Origin of the sequence: Streptomyces chartreusis (assembly GCF_008704715.1) — a bacterium.
Taxonomy (GTDB): Bacteria; Actinomycetota; Actinomycetes; order Streptomycetales; family Streptomycetaceae; genus Streptomyces; species Streptomyces chartreusis.
On the sequence record NZ_CP023689.1, the window covers coordinates 9,447,889 to 9,474,672 of the forward strand.

Here is a 26,784-nt window from a genome sequence, read left to right on the forward strand (position 1 = left end):
GGCGGAGCCGCCGGAGGCGGCACGAAAGCGGACGGAGACCGGTGACATTGCCGGTCCGCTCGTGAGGGCCCGGCCCTGACAGTGGCACGAACAGCCCTACCGCGACAGAGAGGACGACTCGTCGTGCAGTTCCACACCCCACCCAACACCCCCACCCCCGCGAGCTCCCGCGCTCACGCCTCCGGCTCCACCCGGCGCCGGGCCGGGCGACTGGTCGGCGCCGCCGCGGCGCTCGCCGCGGTCGTCGGCCTGGGAACCCTGACCAGCCCGGGCGCCCATGCGGCGGACAACCCCTACGAGCGCGGCCCGGCCCCCACCACCTCCAGCATCGAGGCGTCACGCGGCCCGTACGCCGTGTCGCAGACGTCCGTCTCCTCGCTGTCCGTCAGCGGATTCGGCGGCGGCACGATCTACTACCCGACGTCCACCAGCGACGGCACCTTCGGAGCCGTGGCCATCTCGCCCGGCTACACGGCCTACGAGTCGTCGATCGCCTGGCTGGGACCGCGACTGGCCTCGCAGGGCTTCGTCGTGTTCACCATCGACACGCTCACCACGCTCGACCAGCCCGACTCCCGCGGCCGCCAGCTGCTGGCCGCACTGGACCACCTCACCGAACGCAGTTCCGTCCGCTCCCGCATCGACGCGAGCCGCCTCGGTGTCATGGGCCACTCGATGGGCGGCGGCGGAAGCCTCGAGGCCGCGAAGTCGCGTCCGGCACTCCAGGCGGCGATCCCGCTGACCCCGTGGAACCTCGACAAGACCTGGCCCGAGGTCACCACGCCGACCCTGATCTTCGGAGCCGACGGTGACACCGTCGCCCCGGTCGCCTCCCACGCCGAACCCTTCTACTCCAGCCTGTCCTCCTCGCTGGACCGGGGCTACCTGGAGCTGAACTCGGCGACCCACTTCACGCCCAACTCGTCGAACACGACGATCGCGAAGTACAGCATTTCCTGGCTCAAGCGGTTCATCGACAACGACACCCGCTACGAGCAGTTCCTGTGCCCGCTGCCCCGGCCGAGCCTGACCATCGAGGAGTACCGGGGCAACTGCCCGCACACCTCCTGACAGCCCCGCGCCCCTTCTGTTCGGGGCACCGGCGGCGGACGTGCGCGACACGTCCGCCGCCGGTGCGGTCCCGTTGTGCGGCAGCACGGTCGCGGCAGGCGTCGACTGGGCAGGCGCACAATCCGTTCCGCGACCGCGCGGTGACAACACGCAGGTGACACCGGTGATTTGCCTGCCGGGGCGCGCGGACGTCAGCCTTCCGGTCCTCGTTACGCGCAAGTAGCGTCGCGGGAATGACCGGAGACCGGAGCAGTGTGCGGACGGCTCCCCGCTTACGGAGCCGCAACGGACGGGACGGTGCCCGATCGGCCGCCGCCGACCGAGGCCATGCCGAACTCGCGCGCGGTGGAAGGAAGTTGTTCGACGGGCCGGTGGGTGACGCCCGCGAATCCCTGCTGCTGGCCGCGTCGCTGCTGGCCGCCGACGCCCCGGAGCGGGCCGAGGCGGCCCACCTGTGCGCGGCGGACGCCGCCTGGGCTGCGGGGGACATCGCGGCTTGCCTGAGCACGCTCGACGGGGCGTATGCCGGACTGGGCGCCGGCGAGGACGTGGGCCCCGGTAGCCGCCAAGCGGAGGGTGATCACGGAGCGGTACTGGAGTCCGAGCGCCCACCGTCGCCGGTCACCGCCGCTCCCTCTCACGGAGACGGACGGCGGTCCCGGGACTGGGCCATGGACGCCTTCGTGCGGGACTACCGCGACGGCATGCGTGCCCTGTTGGCCCGTCGGCCGGAGCTCGCCACCGGGCCCCTGCGGCGCGTGCTGGATCGTGCCCGCGCCGACCATCGCCCGGAGCGACTGCTGCGTGCCGCGTCGGCCGCGCTGCTCCTCGGGGACGTCGGAGCGGCCCGCGCCGCCGGGGCCCGCGCCCTCGCGTCCGCCCGTACCGCGGACAGTGCCGTGTTCGAGGCTCGAGCCCTGGAGTACCTGGCGTACGGCGAACTGCGCGCCGGTCGCCACGCGCAGGCCCGTGCCCACGCCGAGGAGGGCGTGCGGGCCGCGCTGGCGGCAGGGCACCGCAACACCGCGGCGAGCCACCACGCGATGCTCGCCCTCGCGGCCTCGATCGAGGGGGACACCGCTGCGGTCGGACGACACGCCTCGGCCGCCCTGGGCGTCGCCCGCCGCCACGGACTCGCCCAGGCGGCGACCCTGGCCGAGTGGGCCACCGCCCGAGCGGACCTGGCGCGCGGACGTCCCCTGGAGGCCGCCGACCGGCTCGGTCCGCTCGTCGGGCCCGGTCCCAGACGCGGCCACTTCGCCGTGTGGATGCTCGCCGTGCCCTGCTTCGTGGAGGCCGCGGTACTGGCCGGGCACCCCGAGGGCGCGCGGACGGTGGTCGACGACTTCGCCGTGTGGGCCGCCTTCGGCGCCGACCCGCACGCCCCGGCCCAGCTCGCCCGCTGCCGCGCCCTGCTCGCCTCCGAGGACGGCGCAGACGACTTCTACCTGCGAGCCCTCGCCCTGCACGACGAGACGGGCGGCGACTTCGAGCGCGCCCGCACGGAGCTCCTGTACGGCCGGTGGCTGCGCCGGCGACGTCGTCTGCGCGAGGCCCGGCCCCGGCTCGGCGCCGCCCTCGTCGGCTTCGAACGCTGCGGCGCCGGCGCCTGGGCGGAGCAGACGCGCGGCGAGCTGCGCGCCAACGGAGCCGCGCCCGGGAGGGAGGCGGCGGGTGGGCTGTCACTGCTCACACCGCAGCAGCTGCGCATCGCCAGGCATGTCGCCGAGGGCGCCACCAACCGCGAGGTGGCCCGGCGACTGGCAGTGAGCACCCGCACGATCGACTACCACCTGCGCAACGTCTTCGCCGCCCTCGGCGTCCGCTCCCGCATCGAACTGGCCCGCATGGTCGACCAGGAAGGCCGCTGAGACGCGGCCCTTTCCCGGGCATCGACCCCCTGCTCATCCGAGGCGAACGGGAGGGACCTCGACGCCCCGCGCCCAAGAATGCCGCTGCACACCCCTAGGGACCGACCGGACGGTATGCCATCCTTCGGGGCAGGACGACGAGTCGGGTGGCTGCCGCGGCACGGGCAGCGCGCCTCGTCGGACTCCGCCGAGCCGTCGGACGCCGCTGAGCCGCCGGCCCGGCGGGGTCGGGGCACTGCCGGGAAGCCGAGGTAGGGGGAGGACCGCGATGCATCCTGCCGTACGCACACGCGCGACGAACCGCACCGGGCCGACGCCCGTTCCGCAGCCGCGGACACGACGCATCCGGTCGCTGATCGACGCCGACGCGCTGCGCGCCCTGCACCGGGCGGCCCGCGTCCTCATCGACGACCTCCCGGACCTGACCGACCGGCTCGTGGCCGTCCTGCGCGAGCAGGAACCGGCGTACCGGACCGCGCTGGAGAACGACCACGCCGCCACCTGGGAGGAGGTGCACCGTTCCCTGCGGCACAGCGTGACCTCGCTGCTCGACCCGCGCGGCACCCGCGAGGCCGCCCACCGGTGCACCTGGCGCATCGGCGTCACCCGGGCCGAGCAGGGGCTGCCGCTGGACGCCCTGCTGCACGCCTTCCGGCTCGGCGGCTCCCTCGTCTGGCAGCGGCTGGTGGAGGAGACCTCCCGCTCGGCGCCCGAGGACATCCGGCTCCTGGTGCACGTCGCCACCGACGTGTGGAACTTCGTCGACGAGCACTGCAGCCTCGTCGCGGACGCCTACCGGCAGGCCGAACGGCAACTGGCCTGGCGGCGCGAGAACCGGGTACGGCTCCTCGCGACCGCCCTCCTCGACGGCACCAGCAGGATCGCCGACCTGCCCGAGACCGCCGAGGGACTGCGCCTGCCGGAGCACGGGCGGTACGTCGTCGTCGCGGTCACCGGCGGCCGGCCCCAGGGCCCCACGAGCGTGCGCCCCGCCCCCGTACCACCAGGCACGAGCGTCTACTGGCACTCGGGAGTGGAAGTGGACTACGGCATCGTCCTGGTCGGTGACGAGGGCGACGGGGAGGACGACCAGGACCCCGTGGCGGCGCTCGGGCTCTCCGCCGACGGCACCTGCGAGGGGCGGGTCGGCGTCGGCAGCGCCGTGGCCGGGCTGGCCTCCGTCGGTGACGCCCGGCGCCTGGCCGACCTCGCCCTGAGCATCTGCCCGCCCGACGGCGGCACGGTCCGCCTCACCGAGCACCTGCCCGAAGCCCTCGTGATCTCCTGCCCGGAACTGGGCGCGACCCTCACCGAGCAGGTCCTCGGCCCGCTGCTGCGGCTGGAACCGGCCGACCGGGACGTACTGCTGGACACCCTTGCCGCCTGGTTCGCCTGCGACGGCTCCGCCCAGCGGGCCGGTGAGCAGCTCTACTGCCACCGCAACACCGTCCTGAACCGACTCCGCCGCTGCGAGCAGCTCACCGGCCGCTCCCTGGCGCGCCCGCTGGACGTCGTACAGATCAGCCTCGCCCTGACGGCACGCCGACTGCTGCGCGGCTGACGGTACGGCCGCTCGGGCTCCTCCCAGTCCCGCAGTTGACGGGACCGCACTCTCCCCATGCCGCCAACGGCTCTTTGGAAAGCCCCCGTTGGGCTGAGCCGCCGCGCCCGGACACCCTCGCCGCCCCCGCCGTACCGGCCCGCCCTCCTGCCCTCCGACCGGCGCTTTTCAAGCCACCCCTGGGCACCCGCACAACCCCGGCCCACCCGCATTGGGACCACGCAGCGTCCTCGCCCGAACACCTGTACCGCCCGCCCGCGCCCGTGCTGTCGTGGGCTGCCCTTCCCCCGAAGCCCCGTGCCCGACGGCACGGACCCGAGGAGCCGTGATGCCCGAAGCACCACCGGACGAAGAGGCCGCCCTGTACGTCGAGGGCCTCGACGTGACCTACGGCCGCGCCCTGTCCGCCCTTCGTTCCGTGTCCCTGACCGTCCCGCACGGCGCGATCGTCACCCTGCTCGGCCCCAACGGCGCGGGCAAGACGACCCTGCTGCGGGCGGTGTCGGGCACCCTGCGCCTGCATCGCGGCGCGATCACGGCCGGCCGTATCCGCTACGGCGCCACAGAACTCGACGGCCGCGACCCGGTCGCGGCCGTGCGGGCCGGCGTCGTACAAGTCCCCGAGGGACGCCGGGTCTTCGCCGGTCTCACCGTCGACGAGAACCTCCGCTCCGGCGGCCTCGGCCTCGGCAGGCGCCGCCCCGCTCAGATCGCCGAGTCCCGGGACCGGGTCTTCGCGCTCTTCCCGCGACTGGCCGAACGCACCGGGCAGGCCGCCGGACTGCTCTCCGGCGGCGAGCAGCAGATGCTCGCCATCGGCCGCGCCCTGATGGCCGCCCCTCGCCTGCTCCTGCTGGACGAGCCCTCCCTCGGCCTCGCCCCGCAGATGGTCTACCGGATCGCCGAGGTGATCCGCGAGATCAACGCCCAGGGCACCGCCGTCCTCCTGGTCGAGCAGAACGCGGGCATGGCCCTGTCCCTCGCCGACACCGCCCATGTCCTGGAGGTCGGAGAGGTCCGGCTCTCCGGCCCCGCCGACGAACTCGCCCGCACGGACGCCGTACGACGCCTGTACCTCGGCGAGACCACCGAGACCGAGGCAACTGAGACCGCCGAGAACACCGGCACTACCGAGGGGCAGGGAGCCGCGTGACCGTCCGCACCACCGCACCACCCGAACTCGCCGCGACGGACGTGACCGTCCGCTTCGCCGGGCTCACGGCCCTGGACACCGTGTCCTTCACCGTCGTCCCGGGCACCGTCCACGCGCTCATCGGACCCAACGGAGCGGGCAAGTCCACCTGCTTCAACGTGCTGTCGGGGCTCTGCCGCCCGGCCACGGGCGCCGTACGCCTCGGGGACGCCGAACTGACCCGGCTCGCCCCGCACCGCATCGCCGCCCTCGGCGTCGCCCGCACCTTCCAGAACATCGTCACCACCCAGGGCACGGTCGCCGACAACCTGATGCTCGGCCGGCACGCCCTGACCCGCGCCGGGTTCGCAGCCAGCGCGCTGCGTCTGCCGCACGTTCGGCGCGAGCAGCGCGAGCATCTCGCCCGCGCCCGGGAGATCGCCGAACTCACCGGTCTGGCACAGCACTTCGACAGCCCCGTCGCCCTGCTCTCCTACGGCGACCGCAAGCGCGTCGAGCTCGCCCGCGCCCTGTGCCTGGAACCCCGGGTCCTGCTGCTGGACGAGCCGGTCGCCGGGATGAACGCGGCCGAGCGCGCCCGCACGGTCGAGGTCGTGCACGCCGTACGCGCCGAACTCGGCCTGTCCGTGGTGCTGGTGGAGCACGACATGGGCCTCGTGATGCGGCTCGCCGACGAGGTCACCGTCCTCGACTTCGGCCGCGCCATCGCGCACGGCACCCCGGACGAGGTGCGCCGCGACCCGGAAGTGCTGCGCGCCTACCTCGGCACCGGCGCCGAAGAGGAGGACGCGGCATGACCACCTTCCTGGACAACGTCTTCAACGGACTCGCCCTCGGCGCCGTCTACGCCCTCGTCGCCCTCGGCTTCGTCATCATCTTCAAGGCGTCCGGCGTCATGAACTTCGCGCACGGCTCGCTGCTCCTGCTCGGCGGCTACGTCACCGCCGTACTCCACGACGACCTCGGTTTCGCCGGAGCGCTCGCCGTGTCCGTCCTGGTGACCGCGGCCGTGGCCGGCGCCATGGACCGCTTCCTGCTCCAGGCCGGCGGGGGAGCCGACCCGCACGCCGCCCATGTGCAGACCATCGTCACCATCGGCGTCGACATCGTCATCCTCACCGACCTGTCGCGGCGCATCGGCGGCGACCTGCTCTCGCTCGGCGACCCCTGGGGCGACTCGGTGAGCGGTCTCGGACCGGTGACCGTCGCCGACAGCCGGATCGCGGCGATCGTGGTGTCCACCGTCGTCATCGCCGGAGTCTTCGCCCTGTTCCGGTACACGAACTGGGGCCTGTCGCTGCGCGCGTCGGCCGAGGACGTGGAAGCGGCCGCCCTGATGGGCGTACGGCTGGTGCGGGTGCGCACCCTCGCCTGGTGCCTGGCCGGAGCGCTGGCCGCGCTGGCGGCGGTGTTCCTCGCCGCGTTCCCCGCGCCCGGCCTGGAACGCACGACAGGGCAGATCGCGCTGAAGGCGTTCCCGGCGGCCATCCTCGGCGGGATGGCGTCACCGCCCGGCGCCCTCGCGGGCAGCCTGCTGATCGGACTCACCGAGGCCCTCGTCGCCGGCTACCAGTCCGACCTGCACGTCCTGGGCGAGGGATTCGGCGACGTCGCGCCCTACGCGGTGATGGTGCTGGTGCTCCTGATTCGGCCCACCGGGCTGTTCGGCGGAAAGGCGGCGGTCCGTGTCTGAACGACTCTCCCGCGCCCAAGTGATCCGCCTGGGCCGGACCTTCGCGGCCGTCGCCGTCCTGTGCGCGCTGCCCTTCTACCTCGACGCGTTCTGGCTGCGCATCGGCCTGTTCTCCATGGCGGCGGCCGTCGGCGCGGTGGGCCTGGGCCTGCTGTCCGGCACCGCGGGCCAACTCTCCCTCGGCCACGCCTTCTTCCTGGCCGTGGGTGCCTACGGCTACGTATGGCTGGCCGGTGAACCCGGACCTGGGCTGCCCACCGTCGTCGCCGCGGTACTCGCGGTGCTGCTCGCCGGTGCGGCCGGCGGGCTGTTCAGTCCCGTCGCCGGCCGGGTGCGCGGCATCTACCTCGGCGTCGCCACCCTGGCCCTGGTCTTCCTCGGACACCATGTCCTGCTCACCGCGGACTCCGTCACCGGCGGATTCAACGGCCGCTCGGTGCCACCCCTGGAAGTGGGCGGCTTCTCCTTCTCCGCCGACTCCGAACTCACCCTGCTGGGCGTGCCGTTCGGCGCCGAGGAACGACTGTGGTACCTCGGGCTCGCGCTGTTCGCGGTCACCTGGTTCACCGCCAGGGGGCTGCTGCGAGGCCGTCCCGGACGCGCCCTGGTGGCGCTGCGCGACAGCGAGACCGCGGCCGCCGTGATGGGCGTCGACGTCTCCCGCTACCGCTCGGCGGCCTTCGTGGTGTCGTCGATGTACGCGGGCCTGGCGGGCGTACTGCTCGCCCTCTCCTTCCGCCGTGTGGTGCCCGACTACTTCGGCCTCGTGCTGTCCGTCGACTACCTCGCCATGATCGTCATCGGCGGACTCGGATCGGTGGCCGGAGCCACCGTCGGCGCCGTGTTCGTCACCGCACTGCCGCTGCTGATGACCCGTTACGCCGACCAACTCCCGCTGGTGGCCGCCCCCGGCACCACCGACGGCACGGTAGGCCCCACCGAAGCGGCCCGCTACCTCTACGGCGCGTCGATCGTCCTGATCCTCCTCTTCGCCCCCGACGGCCTGCACGGCCTGGTCCGGCGGCTGCGCGCCCGTCTGCGCCGCCCCCGGACGGCACCACCACCCTCGAACGCCACCTCCCCTTCCCAACCGACCGCGCCAGCCGTACGAGCCAAGGAGCCCACCCCGTGAAGCCCTCGCACGACCACACACACCGCGCCGCACCGCGCAGCAGAACGCTCCTGGCCGCGGCACTCGCCGCCCTGCTGCTCGCAGGTACGGGATGCAGCTCCAAGGCCAACTCCTCCGACAGCGCGGGCGACGGCGCCGACGGCGTCAAGACCGGCCCCGGAGTCACCGACAAGACCATCAAGCTCGGCGCCCTCACGGACCTCACCGGGCCGTACGCGACCCTCGGCAAGAGCATCGTGCAGGCACAGCAGATGTGGGCCGACGAGGTCAACGCCGACGGAGGCATCTGCGACCGGCGAGTGGAGATCGTCGTCAAGGACCACGGCTACGACGTCCAGAAGGCCGTCACCGCCTACGCCGACATCTCCGCGGACGTCGTAGCCCTGCCCCAGGTCATCGGATCGCCCGTGATGGCCGCGCTGCTCGACGACATCGACCGGGACAAGGTGCTGACCTTCCCCCAGGCATGGGCCGCCTCCCTGCTGGACCGGGACTCCGTGCAGGTCCTGGGCACCACCTACGACATCGACATGATCGCCGCCGTCGACTTCCTCACCCGCACCAAGGGCTTGAAGAAGGGCGACAAGGTCGGCCACGTCTACTTCGAGGGCGACTACGGCGCGAACGCGCTGGAGGGCTCGCAGTGGGCCGGGAAGAAGGCGGGCCTGAAGGTCGTCGGCCAGAAGATCAAGGCCACCGACACCGATCTGTCCGCTCAGGTCTCGGCGCTGCGCAAGGAAGGCGTCAAGGCGATCCTGATCAGCGCCGGACCGGCCCAGACCGCCTCCCTGGTCGGAGTCGCCGCCTCCCGCGGTCTCAAGGTCCCCGTCGTCAGCAGCGCCCCCGGCTACGCCCCGCAGCTGATGAAGACCCCGGCCGCGCCCGCCCTCGCCGCCATGCTGAACATCGTCAGCGCCGCCCCGGCCGCCAGCTCCGACCTGCCAGGGGTGCGGAAGATGGTCGCCTCGTACAAGAAGAAGTACCCGGACGCCCTGGTCGACGCCGGAGTTCTCTCCGGCTACAACGCCGCCCAGATCATGGGCGCCGACCTGAAGAAGGCCTGCGAGGGAGGCAGTCTCGCCCGCGAGGACGTGGTCAAGGCGCACCGCGCCCAGTCCAACGTCGACGTCGGCCTCGGCACCGCGCAGAACTTCTCCGACAAGGCGCAGCCGGCCAGCACCTCCACCTACGTGCACAAGCCGGACGCGAAGGCGGTCGGTGCCGCGGTGAACCTTGAGGAGGCGCACACCGCGCCGGGCGTCGAGGAATACCTCGCATCGCGCGAGAAGTGACCCCGGGGACTCCCTGACGGACTCACTGACGGCACGTCGGCCGGGCCACGGCAGCACCGCCGTGGCCCGGCACGGTCGCGCCTACGGAGTCACGATGGCGAAATCGGGGTCGGGTTCGTCCAGCAGGTCCAGGAGTCGGGTCAGGACGCCGACGTCGCCCTCGTGCTCGATGCCGTCCATGCCCCGGCCGGCGAGCAGGCCGAGCAGTTGAGGCTTGGTCAGCGTGAGCGTGAGGTCCGCGCGCGTGTCGTTGGGGTCCGGGTGATGGATCAGGGCTCCGTTGGACAGCTCCATGCGGTAGGTCTCCGCCAGGTCGGTGATCCGCCACAGGACGCTGAGCCGCTCGGCCCAGGCGCGTGGGCCGTTGACGCGGATGGCCAGCGAGTCGAACGCCTGGGTCACGCTGAGCGCGGACGTCATGCTCGACGCGAGCGCGATGGCCGTGTGCGTGACGGGGTTCTTCAGCTCGTAGGCGCCCTGGAGGAAGAAGTTGCGCCAGGTCGAGCACTCCGCGCCGTACCCGAGCCGGGTCAGCACGTCGGCGAGCAGATCGCGGGCTCCCCGGTGTTCGGGGGTGGCGAAGACGATGTGCGAGGCGAGCTCGGCGGCGAACCGCAGATCGCCCTCGGCCGCGAACTCCCGGGCCGTTGCCAGCGCCTTCTCCGCGCCGCCGAGAGCACGCACGTACCGCTCGCCCTGCGCCTGCGGAGGGTGCTGCCACAGATGGGCCGGGTTGCCGTCGAACCATCCCATGTACCGCTGGTAGACGGCCCTCACGTCGTGCGAGACGGACCCGTAGTAGCCGCGTGCGTGCCACGCCCGCTCCAGGGCGGGCGGCAGCTCGATGGCCTCGGCGATCTCGATGCCGGTGTATCCGGTGTTCATCATCCGCAGCGTCTGGTCGTGCAGGTAGGCGTACAGGTCACGTTGCTCGGACAGGAACGTCAGGATGCGTTCGCGGCCCCACACCGGCCAGTGGTGCGAGGCGTACACGACGTCGGCGGTGTCGCCGAACAGTTCGATGGCCTCGTTGATGTACCGCGACCACACCCGTGCGTCACGCACCTGGGCACCGCGCAGTGTCAGCAGGTTGTGCAGCGTGTGGCAGGCGTTCTCCGCCATGCACAGGGCATGCCGCTCCGGCAGGAAGAAGTTCACCTCCGCGGGCGCCTCGGTGCCGGGCGTCATCTGGAAGACGAACCGCACGCCGTCCAGGACCTCTTCCTGCCCGGTGCGTGTGATCTCCAGCGTCGGCGGGATCAGTCCCACCGAGCCGGAGGACGTCGCCATGCCCAGGCCCATCCCGATCTGCCCCTCGGGGCCGACCGGGGTTCCGAACGCCGAGAAGTACATGCCACGCCGGATCATCGCGGTCCCGGCGTACACGTTCTCCGAGACGGCGTGCCGCATGAAGTGCTCGGGAGCCACGACCGGTACCTCGTCACCCTCCCCGATCACGCCCATCACTCCGCCGAAGTGGTCGATGTGCGGGTGGGTGTAGATCACGGCCGTCACCGGCCGTTCGCCCCTGTGCTCGCGGTACAGCCCGAGTCCGGCGGCGGCCGTCTCGGCCGACACCAGGGGGTCCACCACGACGACCCCGCGCTCGCCTTCGACGAGCGTCATGTTCGACAGGTCCAGTCCCCGGATCTGGTACACGCCGTCGGTGACCTCGTACAGCCCCTGCCGTGCGCACAGGGCGCCCTGCCGCCACAGACTCGGGTTGCAGGTCGCCGGCGGGGGATCCGTCATGAGGTGCGCGAAGGCGTCGCTGTCCCACACGACCCTGCCCGAGGCGTCCTTCACCACCCCGGGCTTCAGCGCCGCCACGAACCCGCGGTCGGCGTCCTCGAAGTCGGTCGTGTCCTCGAACGACGTATCGGTCATCGCGAGGGCTCCCCTCTGTGGCCGTGGTGCCCGCGAGGCAGGGACGGACAAGGTCGAACAAAGCCCCCGAACGACCCTAGGTGAGGGCATCGTGAGCGGCGACTTGTCCGCGGTCTCCGGGGGCCTTCAGGGTGGGCCGGTACTGGTCAGGCGTGCCCGTCGTCGGTGAGTCCGATGGCGCGCGCGGCGGCGAAGATGCGGGCGCACCGCTGCGTCATGGCCTCCGGCGACTGGTCGGGGTGGTTGATCCACCAGCGGACCAGGGCGGTGCACAGGCCGCGCCACGCGTACTTGAGGGCGTCGGCGTCGAGCGGGTCGCCGGCGCCTGCCGATTGCAGCAGGTCGGCGGTGCCGGTCGCGGCGAGGTCGTCGATGGCGGTGCGGTAGTGCGACGCGCGGCGGGCGGCGTCGCTGTCGGGCGGCAGCGTGGCGTCGTAGAGCACGAACCAGGCGTCGCGCCGGCCTTCGAGGGCGGTGAACAGGGCAGCGAGGACGCGCAGGGAGGTCGGCGGCGCATCGGCGGCCGGTTCGGCCATCGCGGTGCGGACCGCGCCCAGCAGGCGTTCGCCGACCGGGTCGAGGCAGGCGAGGTAGAGGTCCTGCTTGCTGCCGAAGTACTGGTGCAGCAGCGGCTTGGTGACGCCCACGCGCGTGGCGATGGCCGCCACGGTCGTGGCCTCGTAGCCATGACGGCCGAACTCCTCGGTGGCCGCGGCCAGAACCTGCTGCTCACGCGCGGCTCTCGGCACACCCTTGGTGCCGGCCTTTGAGGAGTGCGTTGTCATGGGCATCGATCTTACCCTACGGTAATTTACCATAGGGTAAATTCACTGACCCCGCTGGGAGCACACTCATGCCTGCCACCGCGACCGACCCCGGCAACTCCCGCACCCGCTCCTGGTGGGGCTGGGGCTACACGGACGCCCATCCCGACGACGCCGAGTGCCTCGAGATGGGCGCGCTGCTGCCGGGCACCCTCGCCAGGCCGCTGCCGATACCCCGGGTCGCCGACCTCGCCATCGGCACACCCGCCGTGGAACCGCCGCCCTCCCTCGCGCACCTGGTCACCGCCGATCCCGCAGCCCGCGCCGCCCACGCCATGGGCAAGGCCTACCGCGACGTCATCCGCGCCCTGCGGGGCCGCCCCGGCCGGATCCCCGACCTCGTCGCCCGCCCGACCGACGACCAGGAGGTGGCCGACCTGCTGGACTGGGCCGGCGAGCACCAAGTCGCCGTCGTTCCCTTCGGCGGCGGCTCCTCCGTCGTCGGCGGCGTGGAGTACCGCGGCGACGCCCACCGGGCCGTGCTGTCCCTCGACCTGACCGCGATGGACCGTGTCCTGGAGATCGACGCCGTCAGCCGATCGGCCCTCATCCAGGCCGGGGCACTCGGCCCCGTACTGGAAGAACAGCTGCGCCCGCACGGCCTGACGCTGCGCCACTTCCCGCAGAGCTTCGAGTTCTCCACCCTCGGCGGCTGGCTGGCGACCCGGGCAGGCGGCCACTACGCCACCGTCCACACCCACATCGACGACTTCGTGCAGTCCCTGCGCGTCGTCACCCCCGCCGGAACCGGCACCTCCTGGCGCCTGCCCGGATCCGGCGCCGGACCCTCGCCCGACCGTTTGTTCCTGGGATCCGAAGGCACGCTCGGCGTCATCACCAGGGCGTGGATGCGCCTTCAGGAACGCCCCCGTCACAAGGCATCCGCGTCCGTCGCCTTCGCCGACTTCCAGCGCGCGCTCGACGCCGTACGGGCCATCGCCCAGTCCGATCTCGCCCCGGCCAACTGCCGCCTGCTCGACCCCGGCGAGGCACTGCTGTCCGGCGCCTCGCACGACGGCTCCTCCGTGCTGGTCCTGGGCTTCGAATCCGCGACCGCCCCCGTCGACGACCGTCTCGCGATCGCCTTGGAGATGGCCCGCGCTCACGGCGGCACCGGCGAGGCACCGAAGGCGGAGGGTGACGCCCCGGCCGACGCGGCCGTCAGCGCCTGGCGCTCGGCGTTCCTGCGCATGCCGTATCTGCGCGACGGACTGGCCCGTATGGGTGCCGTCGTCGAGACCTTCGAGACGGCCGCCACCTGGGACCGGATCCCCGCCCTGATCGACGCCGTCCGCACCGAGGTCGGCGCCGCCGCCCTGAAGGTCACCGGGCACGCGGCCACCATCAACTGCCGTCTGACCCACGTCTACCCCGACGGTGCCGCCCCCTACTTCACCGTGGCCGTCGCCGGCCGCCCCGGCGACGAAGTCGCCGTCTGGGACGACATCAAGGCCGCCGCGACCGACGTACTGCACCGCCACCGTGCCACCATCACCCACCACCACGCAGTCGGCCGCGACCACCGCCCCGGCTACGACCTCCAGCGCCCGGCCCCCTTCGCCCTGGCGCTGCGAGCCACCAAGAACGCCCTTGACCCCCACGGGATCCTCAACCCCGGCGTACTGATCGACTGACGCCGGGCGGGCGAGACAGGGCGCGTGGGCGGATGGTTCCGAGGGAATCCCGCGAGCCGCGATGAGTCCTGGGGCGTCCGGCGGTCGTACTGTCGAACCGTCACCGAGGAGGACTTCCGATGCGCAGAGTGACCTATTCGATGAACGTCTCGCTGGACGGCTACATCGTCGGCCCCGACGGCGGTATGGACTGGGGAGCGCCCGACGAGGAGGTCTTCCGCTTCTGGATCGAGGATGTGCGAGCGGCCGGCGTCCACCTGCTGGGACGACGGCTCTACGAGGCGATGCTGTACTGGGAGACGGCCGATCAGGATCCCTCGCTCGACGCTCCGAGACTGGAGTTCGCCGCGCTCTGGAAAGCGCTCCCCAAAGTGGTGTTCTCCACCACGCTGTCGGCGGTGGAGGGCAATGCCCGCCTGGTGTCCGGCGACGTGGCGAAGGAGATCGAGCGCCTGCGCGCCGAACCGGGGGAGGGGGACATCGCGATCGGCGGCCCGACTCTCGCCGCCGAGGTGGCGGCTGCGGGGCTGATCGACGAGTACCAGCTCATGGTCTACCCGGTGCTGCTCGGCGGTGGCATTTCGTACTTCCCCCGGCACGAGCGCCAGGTGGATCTCGAACTCGTCGAGACCCGCAGCTACAACTCGAGAGTCGTCTACCTCCGCTACCGGGCGGCTCGCCAGGACACGCCCTAGAGATCATCGAGGACTCGGTCTAGGGACCGGGCCCGACCGCCGGCCGCGCCCCCGCTGCCTCCGAGTCGTCGGCGTGGCCGCGCAGTGCCTGGTGGACGGACCAGAGCACGGCGACGAAGGGCACGGCCACGACGGCGCCGATGAACCCGGCCGCGATTGCTCCGCCGACGACGGCGAGGGCCACGACGACCGGATGCAGCCGCACCGCCCAGCTCATGACGATGGGGTGCAGGAGGTGGCCCTCGATCTGACCGATGATCACGATCAGCGCGACGACGATGAGAGCGGTCACCGGCCCCTTCGTCGCCAGCGCGACGACGGCCGCGACGGCCAGGGCGATGGGTGAGCCGATCAACGGGATGAAGGCGGCCACGAATTCCAGCAGCGCCAGCGGAACGGCGAGGGGGACGCGGAGGACGAGCAGGGCGATGCAGACCAGGAACGCGTTGGTCGCCGCGACGAGCAGGATGCCGTGCGTGTACCCGGTGAACGTCCGCCATGCGGCCCGGCCGGCGACCATGAGGTGCTGCCGCGCCTTCCTGGGCAGCTGATCGCAGATCCACTGCCACTGCCGGTCGCCGGAGTGCGTGAAGAAGACGGCGCAGAACAGGGCCAGCGCGATGACCGTCAGCACTTCCAGCAGCCTGCTCGCGCCGCTCACGGCCTCGCTGATGATGGTGGAGCGGTGGCTGGAGAGGAGCTTGCCGATCCTGGACTGGAGGTCGTCGAACGTGTTCGCCGGGAGCCGGAAGGGCGGTTCCTCCAGCTGCCGTTCGATCCGGCCGATGCCTGCCACGAACTCCCGCTGGAGCCCTCTTCGCTGACCTGCCACGATCTCACCCACCAGGGCAAGCCCCCCGAACACGACGGCGATACCGCCGATGACCGCACTCGCCACGGCGAGCGGACGCGGCATCCTGCGGGCGAGGAGCCCGGCCACGGGGCGCAGCACGGCGGTGAGGACCAGTCCGAGGAACACGGCGACGGCGACCCGATGGAACTGCCCGAGCACCGAGAACACGGCACGCACCACGATCGCCACGACGATGATCCGCCATGCGTACGCGGCAGACGTCCGCAGCCACTCCGGCACGCGCGAATCCGCGCCGCTCGGGCGGCCGACGGACGAGACGGGCGGATCGGGGGGCGTGGCCATCCTCAAGCCCGTACCACCCAACGGCCGCCGGATCGCGGACCCGGCCCGGAATTCGCCCGAAGGCCGGTACCGGCGCCGGGCGGCGGGAGTGTCGGCCGCCGATGTCCGACTCGGCGGCGTGCCGCCGAGTGGGGGAGTGCCGGGCTGCGGGGGTCGCGGGGGCGGTCGACAATCGGGGAGCGGAGGGCGTGTCCGGCCGGCCGCGTCGTGCCGTGGTTCGTCGCCGTGGTGGTGTCGGTCCGAGAGGAACGTGCTCATGGGCGCAGAGGCTTCGCCGGCCGCGCGCAGGGGTGCGTTCATCGCGGTGGCGGTCGCCCTGTTCTGTATCCAGCTCGACTTCTTCGCGCTGAACCTGGCCGTCCCCGGCATCGCCGACGAATTCGGTGTCACCGCCTCGGCGGCCCAGTGGACCCTCTCCGCGTACATGCTCGCCATCGGCTGCTGCTTCATCGTCGGCGGCCGGGTCGGCGACGTCTTCGGACGGAGGGGCGCCCTGCTCGCCGGCACGGTCCTGTTCGCGGCCGGATCGGTCGGCTGCGCGCTCGCCCCGGGGCTGTGGGCGCTCGTCGGGGCACGGATCGTGCAGGGCGTCGGCGCGGGCTTCGTCTTCCCGGTTTCGGTCGCCGTCGTCACCAACGCCTTCCCGGACGCCACCCGGGCCCGAGCGCTGGGAGCGGTGTTCGGCATCGCCAACGTGGGCACGGCGCTGGGACCATTCGTCGGTGGCGGCTTCACCGAGGGCCCCGGCTGGCGCTGGATCTTCTGGCTGCTGGCACCACTGAGCGTGCTGGCACTGGGCGTCGCGTACGCGTACGTCCCCGACTCCCGGGATCCGACGGCACCGCGCCAGCTCGACCTGATCGGCTGCGCGACCGTCGTATGCGCGCTCGCCGCGCTCACACTCGCCGTCGAACGCGGCAGCGCCTGGGGCTGGGACCACGCCCGCACCCTCACCCTGCTTGCCCTCTTCGCCGCGGCAGCCGCGCTGTTCGTACGGCGTGAGCTGCGCGCCCGGCATCCGCTCATCGACCTCGGGCTGTTCCGCAACACGCCCTACGTCCTGGTGACCGGCACGGGCACCGTCACCAACATGGGCTACGCGGTCACCGTGTTCGTGTCGACGCTGTACCTCCAGCAGGTGCGGGGTCTGTCACCGCTGGAGGCGGGCGTGGTGTTCCTGGCCCCCGCCGCGCTGGTGGCGCTCAGCGGACCGCTCGGCGCCAGGCTCTCGGGGCACATGCGCCCGGTGTCGGTGATGGCGCTGGCCGGGGCGCTCGCCGGCACGGGCATGATCGTGCTCAGCCTGGTGACGGCCTGGTGGCTGTACGTTCCCGTGTTCGCCTGGTGCGGACTCGGCCTGGGGCTGGGCTGGACGTTCGCCAGCGTGGCCACCCAGCAGGTCGTGTCGCCCGAACGGGCCGGCGAGGCCTCGGGCGTACTGCTCACATTCCTGGTCACCCTCGGCGGCGTCGCGCTGGCGGCCGCCGCGTCCGCGATCACCGCGATGCTGCCGGAGCGGTCGCCGGACGCAGCTTACGACGCGATCCTGCGCTGCGGAGGTGCGGTGATCCTGGCGGCTTCGGCGGTTGTCCTGGTGGTACGTCATCGGCTCGCGGACACGGCCGAGACCGGGGTACTCCCGCCGACGGGCTCGCCTCGCTCGGCCGGCGCACGGGCCCACGGTGCCGGCTCGCGGCCGTCGGATGGCGGGCGGCTGCCGTGATCGGCGGGGTGGAGCGGACCCGGATCCTGCACCGGTCGGTGCGGGTGACCCTCGCCGCGTCGCTGGGCTTCTACATCTTCGTGTACGGGCTCGACGAACCCGTCCTCGCCCTGTACGCACTCTTCGGGCCCATTTCCCTCGGCCTGTTGTCCCCGATCCCCGGATCCGGGCGGCAGCGGGCCGAGGTGATGCTGAAGGCACTGCCCGTGGGACTGGCGCTGGTGACTCTCGGGACCGTGCTCGCGGTGCACACCTGGGCGGCGGTGCTCGGCATGCTCGTCGTGGGCTTCCTCCTCGCCTTCGCGGCGATCGCGGGCCCGCGCCCTGCCGGGGCGGCCCCCGGACTCCAGCTCTTCTACATCCTGGCCTGCTTCCCGCCGTACGCACCCGACACGCTGGGGCTGCGACTGGCAGGGCTCACCTTCGGCGTGGTTGCGCTCGTACTGTGCGAGCTGTTCGTGCTGCCTCCCCCACCGGAGCCGACGTACCGGGCGGCTCTCGCGCGGGCGCTCGCGACGGCGCGCGACACCATCACCGGGGACAACGCCCTCTCACCGGAGGAACTGCGGGAGGCCGGCGCTCGGCTGCGGCTGTCCAACACCTCGCCCGCGCAGCGCCCCGCCGGCCCGGACCGCGCGGCCCGCGGCCTGGCCCAGGCGGGGTCCGCCGCCCGCCGGCTCCTCGAACAGCTCGCCCATCTCACCGAGATGGGCGAGCTGCGCGAACTCGTACGGAGCGGAGCGCGGAACGACAGCGTCCGGGAGAGCGGACGAGGCGGCCGGGACACGGCGCTGCGAACGCTGCTGCCGCGCGTGGTGTCCCTCCTCGACGACACAGCCGCCGCCCTGCGCACGGGCCGGGCCGCCCCGGGACCGCAGCGGATGGACGAGGCCATCGACGCCTTCCAGCGGATCCGCGCCCGGCAGGCGGCGGGACCCGCCGACGAGGTACCGCCGGCGGACGTGCTGCGCAGACAGGCCGCGCTGCTGGCGGTCGCCGAGTCGGTGCGCGCCCTGGAGATCTCCGTGCGGGTCGGCCTCGACGGACGTCGCACTCCGCCCATCGAACCCACGGAGCTGTTCTGGTACACGCACGCGGCCGCCGCCCAGCTGTGGCTGCGCCGGATCACCGGCAACATCTCGCTGCGCTCGGTGCAGTTCCACAACGCCCTGCGGATCGCGGTGGCGCTGGCCGCCGCGCGCCTGGTGGCGGGCTCGCTCGATCTGACGCACGGCTTCTGGGTGCTGCTCGCGGTGCTGACTCTGAGCCGGACCACGGTGGGGGAGGCCTGGACGGCCATCCGCCAGGCCGTCACCGGCAACCTCGTGGGCGCCGTCGTCGCGGGCGCCCTGCTCACCGGCCTGGCCCGGCACACCGAGGCGTACGCGGCCATCCTGGCCCCCGCCATGCTGATCGCCTTCGCGCTCGGGCCGCTGCTCGGCATCGCCTGGGCGCAGGGCCTGTTCACACTGGTCGTGGCCACCGCGTTCGCCCAGATCGCCCCGGCCTCCTGGCGACTGGCCGAGGCCCGGATCGTGGACGTGGTCACCGGCAGCGCCATCGGTCTGCTGTGCGGAATGCTCGCCTGGCCGGCCGGCGCCCGCGCCGAGGTGCGCAGAACCATGGCGGGCCTGCTGTACGAGTGCGGACCGCTGATCAAGGGCACCGTCGGCATGCTCGCCGCGGTGCCACCGGGCTCCGTCCCGGCCCCGGCCTCGCTCCCCACGCTGCACCGGCTGCGCCTGGCCGAGTCCGCCTACGCCCAGTTCCGCAGCGAACCCGGCAGCGACGCACACGTACGCGCCGACTGGCACGCCGTACTGCTCACCGCCCACCACGTCCTGCTCGGCGCCCAGTGGCTGCCCCGCTTCGACCTGCCCACCAACGCCCTGCCGCCCGAGGCCGGCGAGCGGGCCAGGGCCGGCGCCGACACGCTCGCCCTGACGACCGACCGGCTCGCCGACCTGTGCAGCGGCAGACGGCCGAAGACGGTCGACGAGGCGACTCCATCCGTACGGCCGACCGGGCCGCCGTTGCCGGTCCTGGTCGACCTCGACATGTGGCTGCGCAGCCTCACCGCCCAGCTCACCCGCATCGAGGCCGGACTGCCCGAGGCGATCCGACGGCCCTCACGCGGTACGACGGCCGCCGGCACCGCGAGCCCAGGGCCCGGCTCCGGTCCCGACGGGCCCGGGAACTAGGGGCGCCGCCGTGCCCGGCCGACCCCTGCGCCGCGAACTGCGGGGCCCCACCGTGCGCGGTTGGGTCTGGTGGCTGCCGCTCGTCGCGGTGCTCGTCGACCTGGCCGCCGAGTTCATCGTCAGGGGCCGTGAACCGGTGAGCTTCCTGCTCGTCGCGGTCCCGGCCCTGGCCGCCGCGACGCGCGGCCCGCTGGGCACCGCGATGTCGGCGGTCGTGTGCCTGGGGCTGCAGATGTGGATGGCCGCCCGCCGCCCCGGCCACTTCGACGAACAGCACCACGTCGCCCTGTACGCCGCCACCGCCCTCATCGGCATCGCCGGCGTCGCGCTCGCCGCGCAGCGGGAACGGACCCGGCAACACCTCATCCGCGCCAACTCGGTGGCGGAGGCCATGCAGCGAACCCTGCTGCGTCCGGTGCCGCGAAGACTCGGCCCGGTGCGTGCCGCCGGGTTCTACGAGGCCGGCGAGGGCGGCACCCTCGTCGGCGGGGATCTGTACGACGTGTGCGAGACGCCCTTCGGGGTGCGGGTGATCATCGGCGACGTCCGCGGCAAGGGGCTCGGCGCGGTACAGACCGTCGCCGCGGTGCTGGGCAGCTTCCGGGTCTCGGCCCATGAATGGCAGAGCCTGAGCGCACTGGCCGCCAGGCTGGAGCTCAGCATCGCCCGCAACAGCCCGGCGGGCGACGACGGTGACCCCGAACTGTTCGTCACCGCCCTGGTGCTGGAGTTCCCGCCGGAGGGCGGCGAGGTGCGCATCGTCGACCGCGGCCACCCCGCACCCGTGGCGGTCGGCCCGAACGGCGCCCGACGACTGCCCACGGCACCCGGACTGCCACTCGGACTGGGCGGTCTCTCGCCGGACGGGGTCGACACGACGGTGCACCTGCTCGGACCGTCGGAGGTGCTCGTCCTGCACACGGACGGAGTGAGCGAGGCGCGTGACGAGGACGGCGTCTTCTACCCCGTCCTCGAACGGCTCGGGCAGCGGTTCTCCGGGGAGCGCGCACCCGACCCGGAGACGGTCGTGGCGTTCGTCCGCACCGACGCGGAACGCTGGTCGGCGCAGGCCGACAACGACGACCGTGCCGTCCTCGCCCTGTCCCTGGACGCCGTGAAATCCAGGCGCCGGGACGGACGGGACACCGGCGACGCCAAGGGCGGGTAGCGTCGCCGGCCCACGACTAGGGCTGTGCGGTCAGCCGGAAGGACTGTGCGGCCGAGTTGTCACAGGGCCGCTGCACCAGCTGCACGCTGTTCGCGGAACTGCCCGTCGTACTGAGGCACTTGCCGCTGTGCCGGGCGACGAAGCGGTAGTTCCCCGATGCCTCCCGCTCGGGGCGCCACTGCTGGTTGCCGCCGCCGCCGTAGGACCACAGCTGCAACGGCGCGTTGTCGGCGGTCGAGACGCCGGTGACGTCGACGACCTGCTGCGGATTGGCCCGGATCGTGATGCGTGAGTAGCCGCTGTCGGTGGGGCGGAACTGGAACTGCTGGGCCAGGGTCTGGTTGCAGGTGTACTGCTGGATCGGGGTGCCGTTGGCCGTGGCCGCGGCCCTTGCGTCGACGCAGGTGCCGTTCGCCGCGTCGGTCAGGGTGTACCAGGCCGTGTCCGAGATCGGGTCGGTGGGCGTGGGGGTGCCGCTCGCGCCGGCGAGCCACTTCAGCCCGTCGATGAGGAACCGGTTCTGGGTGGCGCTGGCGAACGTGGACGACAGCCGGGTGTTGGTCTCGTAGTTCATGGCGTTGTGGCCGAAGTTCGCGTACAGCATCTTGTACTGGGTGTTGGTCCACATGATCGGGTAGTAGCCGCTGTACCAGGACTGGTTGGGGTCGGTGCCGAGGGGGAAGCTCGACGGATCGACCGAGGCCAGGATCTTGATGTTCGGGTTGTTGCGCAGGTCGTTGGACCAGCTGTACCACTCGCTGACCGCCGAGGTGAACGTCGTGGGAAGACCGGTGGTGGAGGGGTGGGTACGGTCCTCGGTGCGCAGCACCGCGGTCGTCGGGCCCCAGGTGTTGGAACGGAAGTTCCCGCTGCCGAGGAAGTTGTTGTAGTACCAGGGCCAGGAACCGGCGTCGGTCGTGAACGCCGAGACATGGAAGCCCATCCAGCCGCCGCCGGCCCGCACGTACCGCTCGAATCCGGCCCGCTGTGCCGCGCTCTGCGGCGCGTCGTCGAGGAAGAGGACGACCTGGTAGTCGTTCACGCCTCCGTTCGCGAGCAGATCCCAGTTGGTCGTCGCGGTGTAGGTGAAGTTGTTCTGGGCGCCGGTGCGCGGAAACCACTCATTGGCTTCCTTCACGAAGTCGATGTGCGCGGCGTCCCAGGTTCCGTTGTAGAAGGCGACGACCTTGAACGGTGCGGCCTGCGGCGCGGCGACGGCGTCGGACGCGACGGGAGACGGGGCGACCGCGAGCCCCAGCACCATCGCGAGCCCGGCCAGGATCCGCCCGGCCAGCCGCCTCACGGGCGCGTGGGCTTGAGGTGGGATGTCAGGCATGTCTTCTCCTGTGCCGACGAGGCGGCATGTGTGGGGGAGGGGGAACGCGTGGAGGGCACCGCTGCATTCTCATGTGCATGACACGACTTATTTCACTTCATGATTTAAGGAGCGCTCGAAATGCCCTGTCAAGGCTTTGGTATAGGCCAATCTGTGACGAACTTGTTCGTGACGAACATGTTCGTTAAGCTGTGGACGTGTCCGAAGGAAGCACCGCCCCACGCAGCCGCCGCGAGCGGCCCGCCAAGCCGGCCCTCACCTACGAGGGCATCGTCGACACCGCCGTACGCCTGATGAAGTCCGAGGGGCTCCAGCGCGTCACCATGCGGCGGCTGGCCCAGGAGCTCGACACCGGGCCGGCGTCGCTGTACGTGTACGTGGCCAACACGGCGGAACTGCACGCCGCGATCCTGGAAGACCTGCTCGGCGTCGTGGACCGCACGCCGGTCGACGGCGAGGGGGAGTGGACCGACCGGCTCATCGCGGTGCTCGGCTCCTACACCCAGGTGCTGTTCGAGCATCCGAGCCTCGCGCATTCCGCACTGGTCGCCCGTCCCTCGGGCCCCAACTATCTGGCGCTGGTCGAGGCGATCCTCGCGCTCCTGCACGAGGGCGAGGTCCCCGACGCGCAAGCGGCCTGGGGCGTGGACGTCCTGTTGCAGGTGGCGACCGCCACCGCCGCCGAACAGACCGCCAGGGACCGGAACAGCGCCGCCGAGGACGAGTTCCGGTCCCTCACGACGGCCCTGCGCGGAGCGTCGTCAAAGACATATCCGCGGATCGCCGCGGTGGGCGACGCGCTCGTGTCCGGCACGCCCCAGGAGCGTCTGACCTGGATCTTCCGGTCGGTCATCCAGGGCACCCTGACGACCCCCACACCGGCGGACACCACCCGTGCCGACGACAGCCTTCGCGAGCCGCCGGACACCGGATCCGCACCGAGCAGGAAGTAGACCGACCATGACCACCGACACCCACCACCCCGTCCTCGTCGTCGGGGCCGGTCTCAGCGGCCTGACGCTGGCCCGCGTGCTGCACGTCAACGGCCTCGAAGCCGTCGTCCTCGACCTGGAGGCGAATGCGTACACGCGGCCCCAGGGCGGCATGCTCGACCTCCACGAGGAGACCGGGCAGGCGGCGCTGCGCGTCGCGGGGCTCCATGAGCAGTTCCGCGCCAAGGTGCATCCCGGCGGGCAGGCGTTGCGGGTCCTCGACAAGCACGCGCGCGTCCTGCTGGAAGAGGCCGACGACGGCACGGGAGGCCGCCCGGAGATCGACCGCGGGGATCTGCGGGAGATCCTGCTCCGCTCGCTGCCCGAGAACACGATCCGCTGGAACAGCAAGGTCACCGGTGCGCGAGCGCTGGGCGCCGGACGGCACGAGGTGACCCTCGCCGACGGGACCGTCCTCACCACCGACCTGCTCGTCGGCGCGGACGGCGCGTGGTCCCGCGTCCGGCCGTTGCTCTCCGTCGCCACCCCCGAGTACAGCGGCATCTCCTTCGTCGAACTGGACCTGCTCGACGCCGATACGCGCCATCCGGAGTGTGCCGCGCTGATCGGCGGCGGAATGTTCTTCGCCCTGGGCGACGACAAGGGCTTCCTCGCACACCGAGAGACGGACGGCAGCCTGCACATCTACACCGCCCTACGGGCCGACGAACACTGGCTGTCCACCCTCGATTTCACCGACCCGGACGCGGTCAGGGCCACCCTGTCCGAGCGCTTCGCCGACTGGGCACCCGGCCTGCGGCGGCTGATCGCCGAATGCGACGGCCCGCCGGTCCCCCGCCTCGTCCACGCACTGCCCACCGGGCACGAGTGGCAGCGCACCCCCGGTGTCACCCTGCTGGGCGACGCGGCGCACCTGATGTCACCCTTCGCCGGTGAGGGCGCCAACCTGGCCATGATCGACGGCGCCGAACTCGGCCAGGCACTCGCCGCCCATCCCGGGGACACCGAGGCGGCACTGTCGGTCTACGAGAAGGCGCTCTTTCCCCGCAGCGAGGAGACCGCCCGCCAGTCGGCGGAGAGCCTGGAGACGATCTTCAACGACCGGGCTCCCCAGCCGCTCATCGACATGTTCGCCTCCTTCGCGACGGACTGACCGGCACACCGTCACGGTGCTGCTTCGTAGCGGGCGGCAATCGCGGCGGCGCGGTCGCGCAGGGAGGTGCGCAACGACTGCGGGGCCAGGGCTTCCGCGTCCGTGCCGAGCTGCCACAGCGCCCACTCGGCGTGCCGCAAGTCCTGGAACGTCACCTCCAGCCGCAGCCGGCCGTCCGCGTCGGGCTCTTCCGCCCGCACGGCCAGCGTGGTGTCCAGCAGTTCCTCCCGTCGCTCCGGGCTCAGCCGTACCAGCACGGTGATGTGGTCGCCGTCGGAGAGGAACTGTGCGGAGCGTTCCCGCCAGATCCGGTCCAGGTCGACCCGGTCGGGTCGCTGTGCCGCCTCGGGGAGTTCCTCCGCGGCCAACACCCGCGACAGCCGGTAGGTACGGTCCTCGCCGGATCTCGTCGCCAGCAGGTAGCCCCGCTCCCTCACGGTGACCAGGCCGATCGGGTCCACCGTGCGCCACTGCGGTGCCTGATCCGTGGCCGCGTAGTGGATGCGCAGCTTGTGGCCGGCGAGGACCGCGCGCCTGACCTCGACCATCGCGGTGTCGGCAACCTCCTCGGTGACCAGCCGGCGCGAGAGAAGGTCGCTCTCCGGGTCGACGAGGAAACGCCGGGCCGCGTCGCTCGCCGACGCCAGGTGGCCTTCGGGCAGCGCGTCGACCACCTTCCGGATCGCCGAAGCGAGCGCCGGTCGGAGGCCGAACACCTGCTCGCCGCGGCCCGATCGGGCGGTCAGCAGGGCGAGGGTCTCGTCGTGGTTCAGCCCGGTCAGCTCGGTGCGGAAACCGGGCAGCAGCGCGAAGCCGCCGTGCCTGCCGCGTTCGGCATAGACGGGAACTCCGGCCGCGGACAGCACCTCGATGTCACGCAGCACCGTGCGAGTGGACACCTCCAGCTCGCGGGCCAGCGTGTTCGCCGTCAACCGACCGCGTTGGCGCAACAGCAGCACCAGTGAGACGAGTCGGTCGGCGCGCATGCGAAAACCCTAGAGGAATACGTGACCAAGGGTGTCGTGATTTGTTGCGAGGCTCGTCGACGCGACGTCAAAGCCCGTGGCTACCGGGCCGAGAGACGCGCGCACTCCCGATGAAGCGAATGGAGCGGACGTGGCAGTGGAACGAACAGCGGTCAACCCGGTGACGTGGTCGGTGGACCTGGGATTCAACCAAGGTGAGCTGGTCTCCGGGCACACCCGGACCCTGTACATCTCGGGGCAGACAGCGATGAGCCCCGACGGGAAGCCGCAGCATGAGGGAGACATCGCCGCGCAGCTGACGCTCAGCATCGACAACCTGGAGGCCGTGCTCGACGAGGCCGGCATGTCCCTCGCCGACCTCGTCCGCCTCAACGTCTACACGACCGACGTCGATCTGCTGTTCCGGCACTACGGCGTGCTGGCGGCGCGGTTGGGCGCCGCCGCAGTGGCGCCGGCCACCACGATGCTCGGGGTGACGCGACTGGCGATCCCCGGCCAGCTGGTCGAGCTGGAGGGCACCGCCGTCGCGTGACGAGACCGTGGCGCCCCGCTGCGCGTGGGCGGCAGGGTCTAACCGCCGAGTCGGGTGATCTGGTCCGTTCGCAGTACCTGCGGTCCGGAACCGTCGAGCCGTGTGACGGCGATCATCGCCCGCCCGAGGTGCTCGGTGCTGGTCACGTAGCGGGGCGTCACTCGGCGCAGGAGCGGATACAGCCAGGACGTGAACCGGTACGCCAGCCGGTACCACCGCGTTGCGGAGGTCTCCCCATGGACGGGCTGGATCCACCCGGGACGGAAGGCGTAGGTGCGCATGTCCATGGCCATCAGCGCATTCTCCGTCCGGCCCTTCACCCGGGCCCAGAAGACGCGCCCCTGCTCCGTGCTGTCGGTACCTTCCCCCGAGACATACACGAAGGTCACGTGCGGATTGTCGGCGGCCACCACCCGGGCGGCCTCCAAGGTGTAGTCGTACGTGATCTTCTCGTACGCCTCATGGCTGAGTCCCACGGACGAGACTCCGAGGCAGTAGAAACAGGCGTCCGCCCCTGAGAGTTCTCCTGCGATCGGGGTGAGATCGGAGAAGTCGGCGTGCCGCACCTCGCGAAGCTTCGGCGCGCTCCTGCCGAGTGGCCGACGTCCGACGGCGACGACCTCGGTGATCTCCGGGTCTTCCAGGCATGCGCGCAGAACACCTTGACCGACCATGCCCGATGCCCCGAAGAGAACTACCTTCACCTTGACTCCATCCGGATCGCGTGCGGCGGGGGTGTACCCGGTGAGGCATCCCCGCCGCA

At 72.0% G+C, this 26,784-nt stretch carries 22 protein-coding genes; 16 read left to right on the forward strand and 6 right to left on the reverse strand.

Features of this window, described 5'->3' with window-relative positions:
* The first annotated feature begins 123 nt into the window (after positions 1–123).
* From bdeA to CP983_RS41850, 8 genes are all read left to right on the forward strand, one after another.
* Positions 124–1,071 (forward strand): bis(hydroxyethyl) terephthalate hydrolase, encoded by a 948-nt coding sequence (bdeA, locus tag CP983_RS41815; RefSeq protein WP_150505694.1) that lies wholly within the window; start codon positions 124–126, stop codon positions 1,069–1,071.
* A gap of 356 nt (positions 1,072–1,427) precedes the next feature.
* Positions 1,428–2,942: a helix-turn-helix transcriptional regulator gene (locus CP983_RS41820; RefSeq protein WP_373309852.1), complete on the forward strand. Its 1,515-nt coding sequence runs from the start codon at positions 1,428–1,430 to the stop codon at positions 2,940–2,942.
* 268 nt (positions 2,943–3,210) lie between these two features.
* Positions 3,211–4,503 (forward strand): RsbRD N-terminal domain-containing protein, encoded by a 1,293-nt coding sequence (locus CP983_RS41825; protein ID WP_150505698.1) that lies wholly within the window; start codon positions 3,211–3,213, stop codon positions 4,501–4,503.
* A 328-nt stretch (positions 4,504–4,831) separates the two neighbouring features.
* Positions 4,832–5,656: an ABC transporter ATP-binding protein gene (locus CP983_RS41830; protein WP_150505700.1), complete on the forward strand. Its 825-nt coding sequence runs from the start codon at positions 4,832–4,834 to the stop codon at positions 5,654–5,656.
* Positions 5,653–6,453 carry an ABC transporter ATP-binding protein gene (locus CP983_RS41835; RefSeq protein WP_107909612.1) on the forward strand — a complete coding sequence of 267 codons (801 nt, stop codon included), beginning with the start codon at positions 5,653–5,655 and terminating at the stop codon, positions 6,451–6,453. The genes CP983_RS41830 and CP983_RS41835 overlap by 4 nt, the downstream gene beginning before the upstream one ends.
* Positions 6,450–7,349, forward strand: a complete 900-nt coding sequence (locus CP983_RS41840) for a branched-chain amino acid ABC transporter permease (protein WP_107909611.1) — start codon at positions 6,450–6,452, stop codon at positions 7,347–7,349. The genes CP983_RS41835 and CP983_RS41840 overlap by 4 nt, the downstream gene beginning before the upstream one ends.
* Before the next feature lie 19 nt (positions 7,350–7,368).
* Positions 7,369–8,481, forward strand: coding sequence for a branched-chain amino acid ABC transporter permease (locus tag CP983_RS41845; RefSeq protein ID WP_126900178.1), 1,113 nt, complete (start codon positions 7,369–7,371; stop codon positions 8,479–8,481).
* Positions 8,478–9,773, forward strand: coding sequence for an ABC transporter substrate-binding protein (locus CP983_RS41850; RefSeq protein WP_167537838.1), 1,296 nt, complete (start codon positions 8,478–8,480; stop codon positions 9,771–9,773). Before CP983_RS41845 ends, CP983_RS41850 begins: the two co-directional genes overlap by 4 nt.
* Positions 9,774–9,854: 81 nt before the next feature.
* Here CP983_RS41850 and CP983_RS41855 read toward each other — a convergent pair whose 3' ends face one another.
* Together CP983_RS41855 and CP983_RS41860 are read right to left on the reverse strand one after the other, a co-directional pair.
* Positions 9,855–11,660: an alkyl/aryl-sulfatase gene (locus tag CP983_RS41855; protein ID WP_150505702.1), complete on the reverse strand. Its 1,806-nt coding sequence runs from the start codon at positions 11,658–11,660 to the stop codon at positions 9,855–9,857.
* A gap of 146 nt (positions 11,661–11,806) precedes the next feature.
* The gene (locus CP983_RS41860; protein WP_150505703.1) at positions 11,807–12,445 is read right to left on the reverse strand and encodes a TetR/AcrR family transcriptional regulator; all 639 of its coding nucleotides are present in this window, start codon (positions 12,443–12,445) and stop codon (positions 11,807–11,809) included.
* Positions 12,446–12,513: 68 nt separating this feature from the next.
* On the opposite strand from CP983_RS41860, the gene CP983_RS41865 reads away from it, so the two are divergent.
* On the forward strand, positions 12,514–14,118 hold the full coding sequence (locus CP983_RS41865; protein ID WP_150505705.1) for an FAD-binding oxidoreductase: 1,605 nt from the start codon (positions 12,514–12,516) through the stop codon (positions 14,116–14,118).
* A 119-nt stretch (positions 14,119–14,237) separates the two neighbouring features.
* The gene (locus CP983_RS41870; RefSeq protein WP_125528758.1) at positions 14,238–14,813 is read left to right on the forward strand and encodes a dihydrofolate reductase family protein; all 576 of its coding nucleotides are present in this window, start codon (positions 14,238–14,240) and stop codon (positions 14,811–14,813) included.
* 19 nt (positions 14,814–14,832) lie between these two features.
* Here CP983_RS41870 and CP983_RS41875 read toward each other — a convergent pair whose 3' ends face one another.
* On the reverse strand, positions 14,833–15,969 hold the full coding sequence (locus tag CP983_RS41875; RefSeq protein ID WP_150505707.1) for an AI-2E family transporter: 1,137 nt from the start codon (positions 15,967–15,969) through the stop codon (positions 14,833–14,835).
* Between the two features lie 256 nt (positions 15,970–16,225).
* On the opposite strand from CP983_RS41875, the gene CP983_RS41880 reads away from it, so the two are divergent.
* From CP983_RS41880 to CP983_RS41890, 3 genes are read left to right on the forward strand one after another with little or no spacing between them, the layout of a single operon-like run.
* Entirely contained in the window at positions 16,226–17,692 is a 1,467-nt protein-coding gene (locus CP983_RS41880; RefSeq protein ID WP_150505709.1) for an MFS transporter, read from the forward strand.
* Positions 17,689–19,893 (forward strand): FUSC family protein, encoded by a 2,205-nt coding sequence (locus tag CP983_RS41885; protein WP_150505711.1) that lies wholly within the window; start codon positions 17,689–17,691, stop codon positions 19,891–19,893. Before CP983_RS41880 ends, CP983_RS41885 begins: the two co-directional genes overlap by 4 nt.
* Before the next feature lie 10 nt (positions 19,894–19,903).
* Entirely contained in the window at positions 19,904–21,061 is a 1,158-nt protein-coding gene (locus CP983_RS41890) for a PP2C family protein-serine/threonine phosphatase (RefSeq protein ID WP_229914914.1), read from the forward strand.
* A gap of 16 nt (positions 21,062–21,077) precedes the next feature.
* Here the strand turns inward: CP983_RS41890 and CP983_RS41895 are convergent, their stop codons facing one another.
* The gene (locus CP983_RS41895; RefSeq protein ID WP_167537839.1) at positions 21,078–22,397 is read right to left on the reverse strand and encodes a ThuA domain-containing protein; all 1,320 of its coding nucleotides are present in this window, start codon (positions 22,395–22,397) and stop codon (positions 21,078–21,080) included.
* A gap of 197 nt (positions 22,398–22,594) precedes the next feature.
* Between CP983_RS41895 and CP983_RS41900 the strand changes: the two genes are divergently transcribed.
* Both CP983_RS41900 and CP983_RS41905 read left to right on the forward strand, forming a co-directional pair.
* Complete coding sequence (locus CP983_RS41900) at positions 22,595–23,350, forward strand: TetR/AcrR family transcriptional regulator (protein WP_150505713.1); 756 nt, start codon at positions 22,595–22,597, stop codon at positions 23,348–23,350.
* A gap of 7 nt (positions 23,351–23,357) precedes the next feature.
* Positions 23,358–24,503, forward strand: a complete 1,146-nt coding sequence (locus CP983_RS41905) for an FAD-dependent oxidoreductase (protein ID WP_150505715.1) — start codon at positions 23,358–23,360, stop codon at positions 24,501–24,503.
* Between the two features lie 11 nt (positions 24,504–24,514).
* Here the strand turns inward: CP983_RS41905 and CP983_RS41910 are convergent, their stop codons facing one another.
* The gene (locus tag CP983_RS41910) at positions 24,515–25,489 is read right to left on the reverse strand and encodes a helix-turn-helix transcriptional regulator (RefSeq protein WP_150505717.1); all 975 of its coding nucleotides are present in this window, start codon (positions 25,487–25,489) and stop codon (positions 24,515–24,517) included.
* Positions 25,490–25,625: 136 nt separating this feature from the next.
* On the opposite strand from CP983_RS41910, the gene CP983_RS41915 reads away from it, so the two are divergent.
* Positions 25,626–26,021: a RidA family protein gene (locus CP983_RS41915; RefSeq protein ID WP_125528773.1), complete on the forward strand. Its 396-nt coding sequence runs from the start codon at positions 25,626–25,628 to the stop codon at positions 26,019–26,021.
* 38 nt (positions 26,022–26,059) lie between these two features.
* Here CP983_RS41915 and CP983_RS41920 read toward each other — a convergent pair whose 3' ends face one another.
* Positions 26,060–26,725 carry an NAD-dependent epimerase/dehydratase family protein gene (locus CP983_RS41920; protein ID WP_150505719.1) on the reverse strand — a complete coding sequence of 222 codons (666 nt, stop codon included), beginning with the start codon at positions 26,723–26,725 and terminating at the stop codon, positions 26,060–26,062.
* Positions 26,726–26,784: the final 59 nt, after the last annotated feature.

Bases quoted from the DNA above. Each gene is read 5' to 3' on its own strand.
- CP983_RS41875 (WP_150505707.1), bottom strand. From the start codon at position 15,969: ATGGCCACGCCCCCCGATCCGCCCGTCTCGTCCGTCGGCCGCCCGAGC.
- CP983_RS41860 (WP_150505703.1), bottom strand. From the start codon at position 12,445: ATGACAACGCACTCCTCAAAGGCCGGCACCAAGGGTGTGCCGAGAGCC.
- CP983_RS41855 (WP_150505702.1), bottom strand. From the start codon at position 11,660: ATGACCGATACGTCGTTCGAGGACACGACCGACTTCGAGGACGCCGAC.
- CP983_RS41840 (WP_107909611.1), top strand. From the start codon at position 6,450: ATGACCACCTTCCTGGACAACGTCTTCAACGGACTCGCCCTCGGCGCC.
- CP983_RS41895 (WP_167537839.1), bottom strand. From the start codon at position 22,397: ATGCCTGACATCCCACCTCAAGCCCACGCGCCCGTGAGGCGGCTGGCC.
- CP983_RS41865 (WP_150505705.1), top strand. From the start codon at position 12,514: ATGCCTGCCACCGCGACCGACCCCGGCAACTCCCGCACCCGCTCCTGG.
- CP983_RS41910 (WP_150505717.1), bottom strand. From the start codon at position 25,489: ATGCGCGCCGACCGACTCGTCTCACTGGTGCTGCTGTTGCGCCAACGC.
- CP983_RS41830 (WP_150505700.1), top strand. From the start codon at position 4,832: ATGCCCGAAGCACCACCGGACGAAGAGGCCGCCCTGTACGTCGAGGGC.
- CP983_RS41825 (WP_150505698.1), top strand. From the start codon at position 3,211: ATGCATCCTGCCGTACGCACACGCGCGACGAACCGCACCGGGCCGACG.
- CP983_RS41905 (WP_150505715.1), top strand. From the start codon at position 23,358: ATGACCACCGACACCCACCACCCCGTCCTCGTCGTCGGGGCCGGTCTC.
- CP983_RS41870 (WP_125528758.1), top strand. From the start codon at position 14,238: ATGCGCAGAGTGACCTATTCGATGAACGTCTCGCTGGACGGCTACATC.
- CP983_RS41880 (WP_150505709.1), top strand. From the start codon at position 16,226: ATGGGCGCAGAGGCTTCGCCGGCCGCGCGCAGGGGTGCGTTCATCGCG.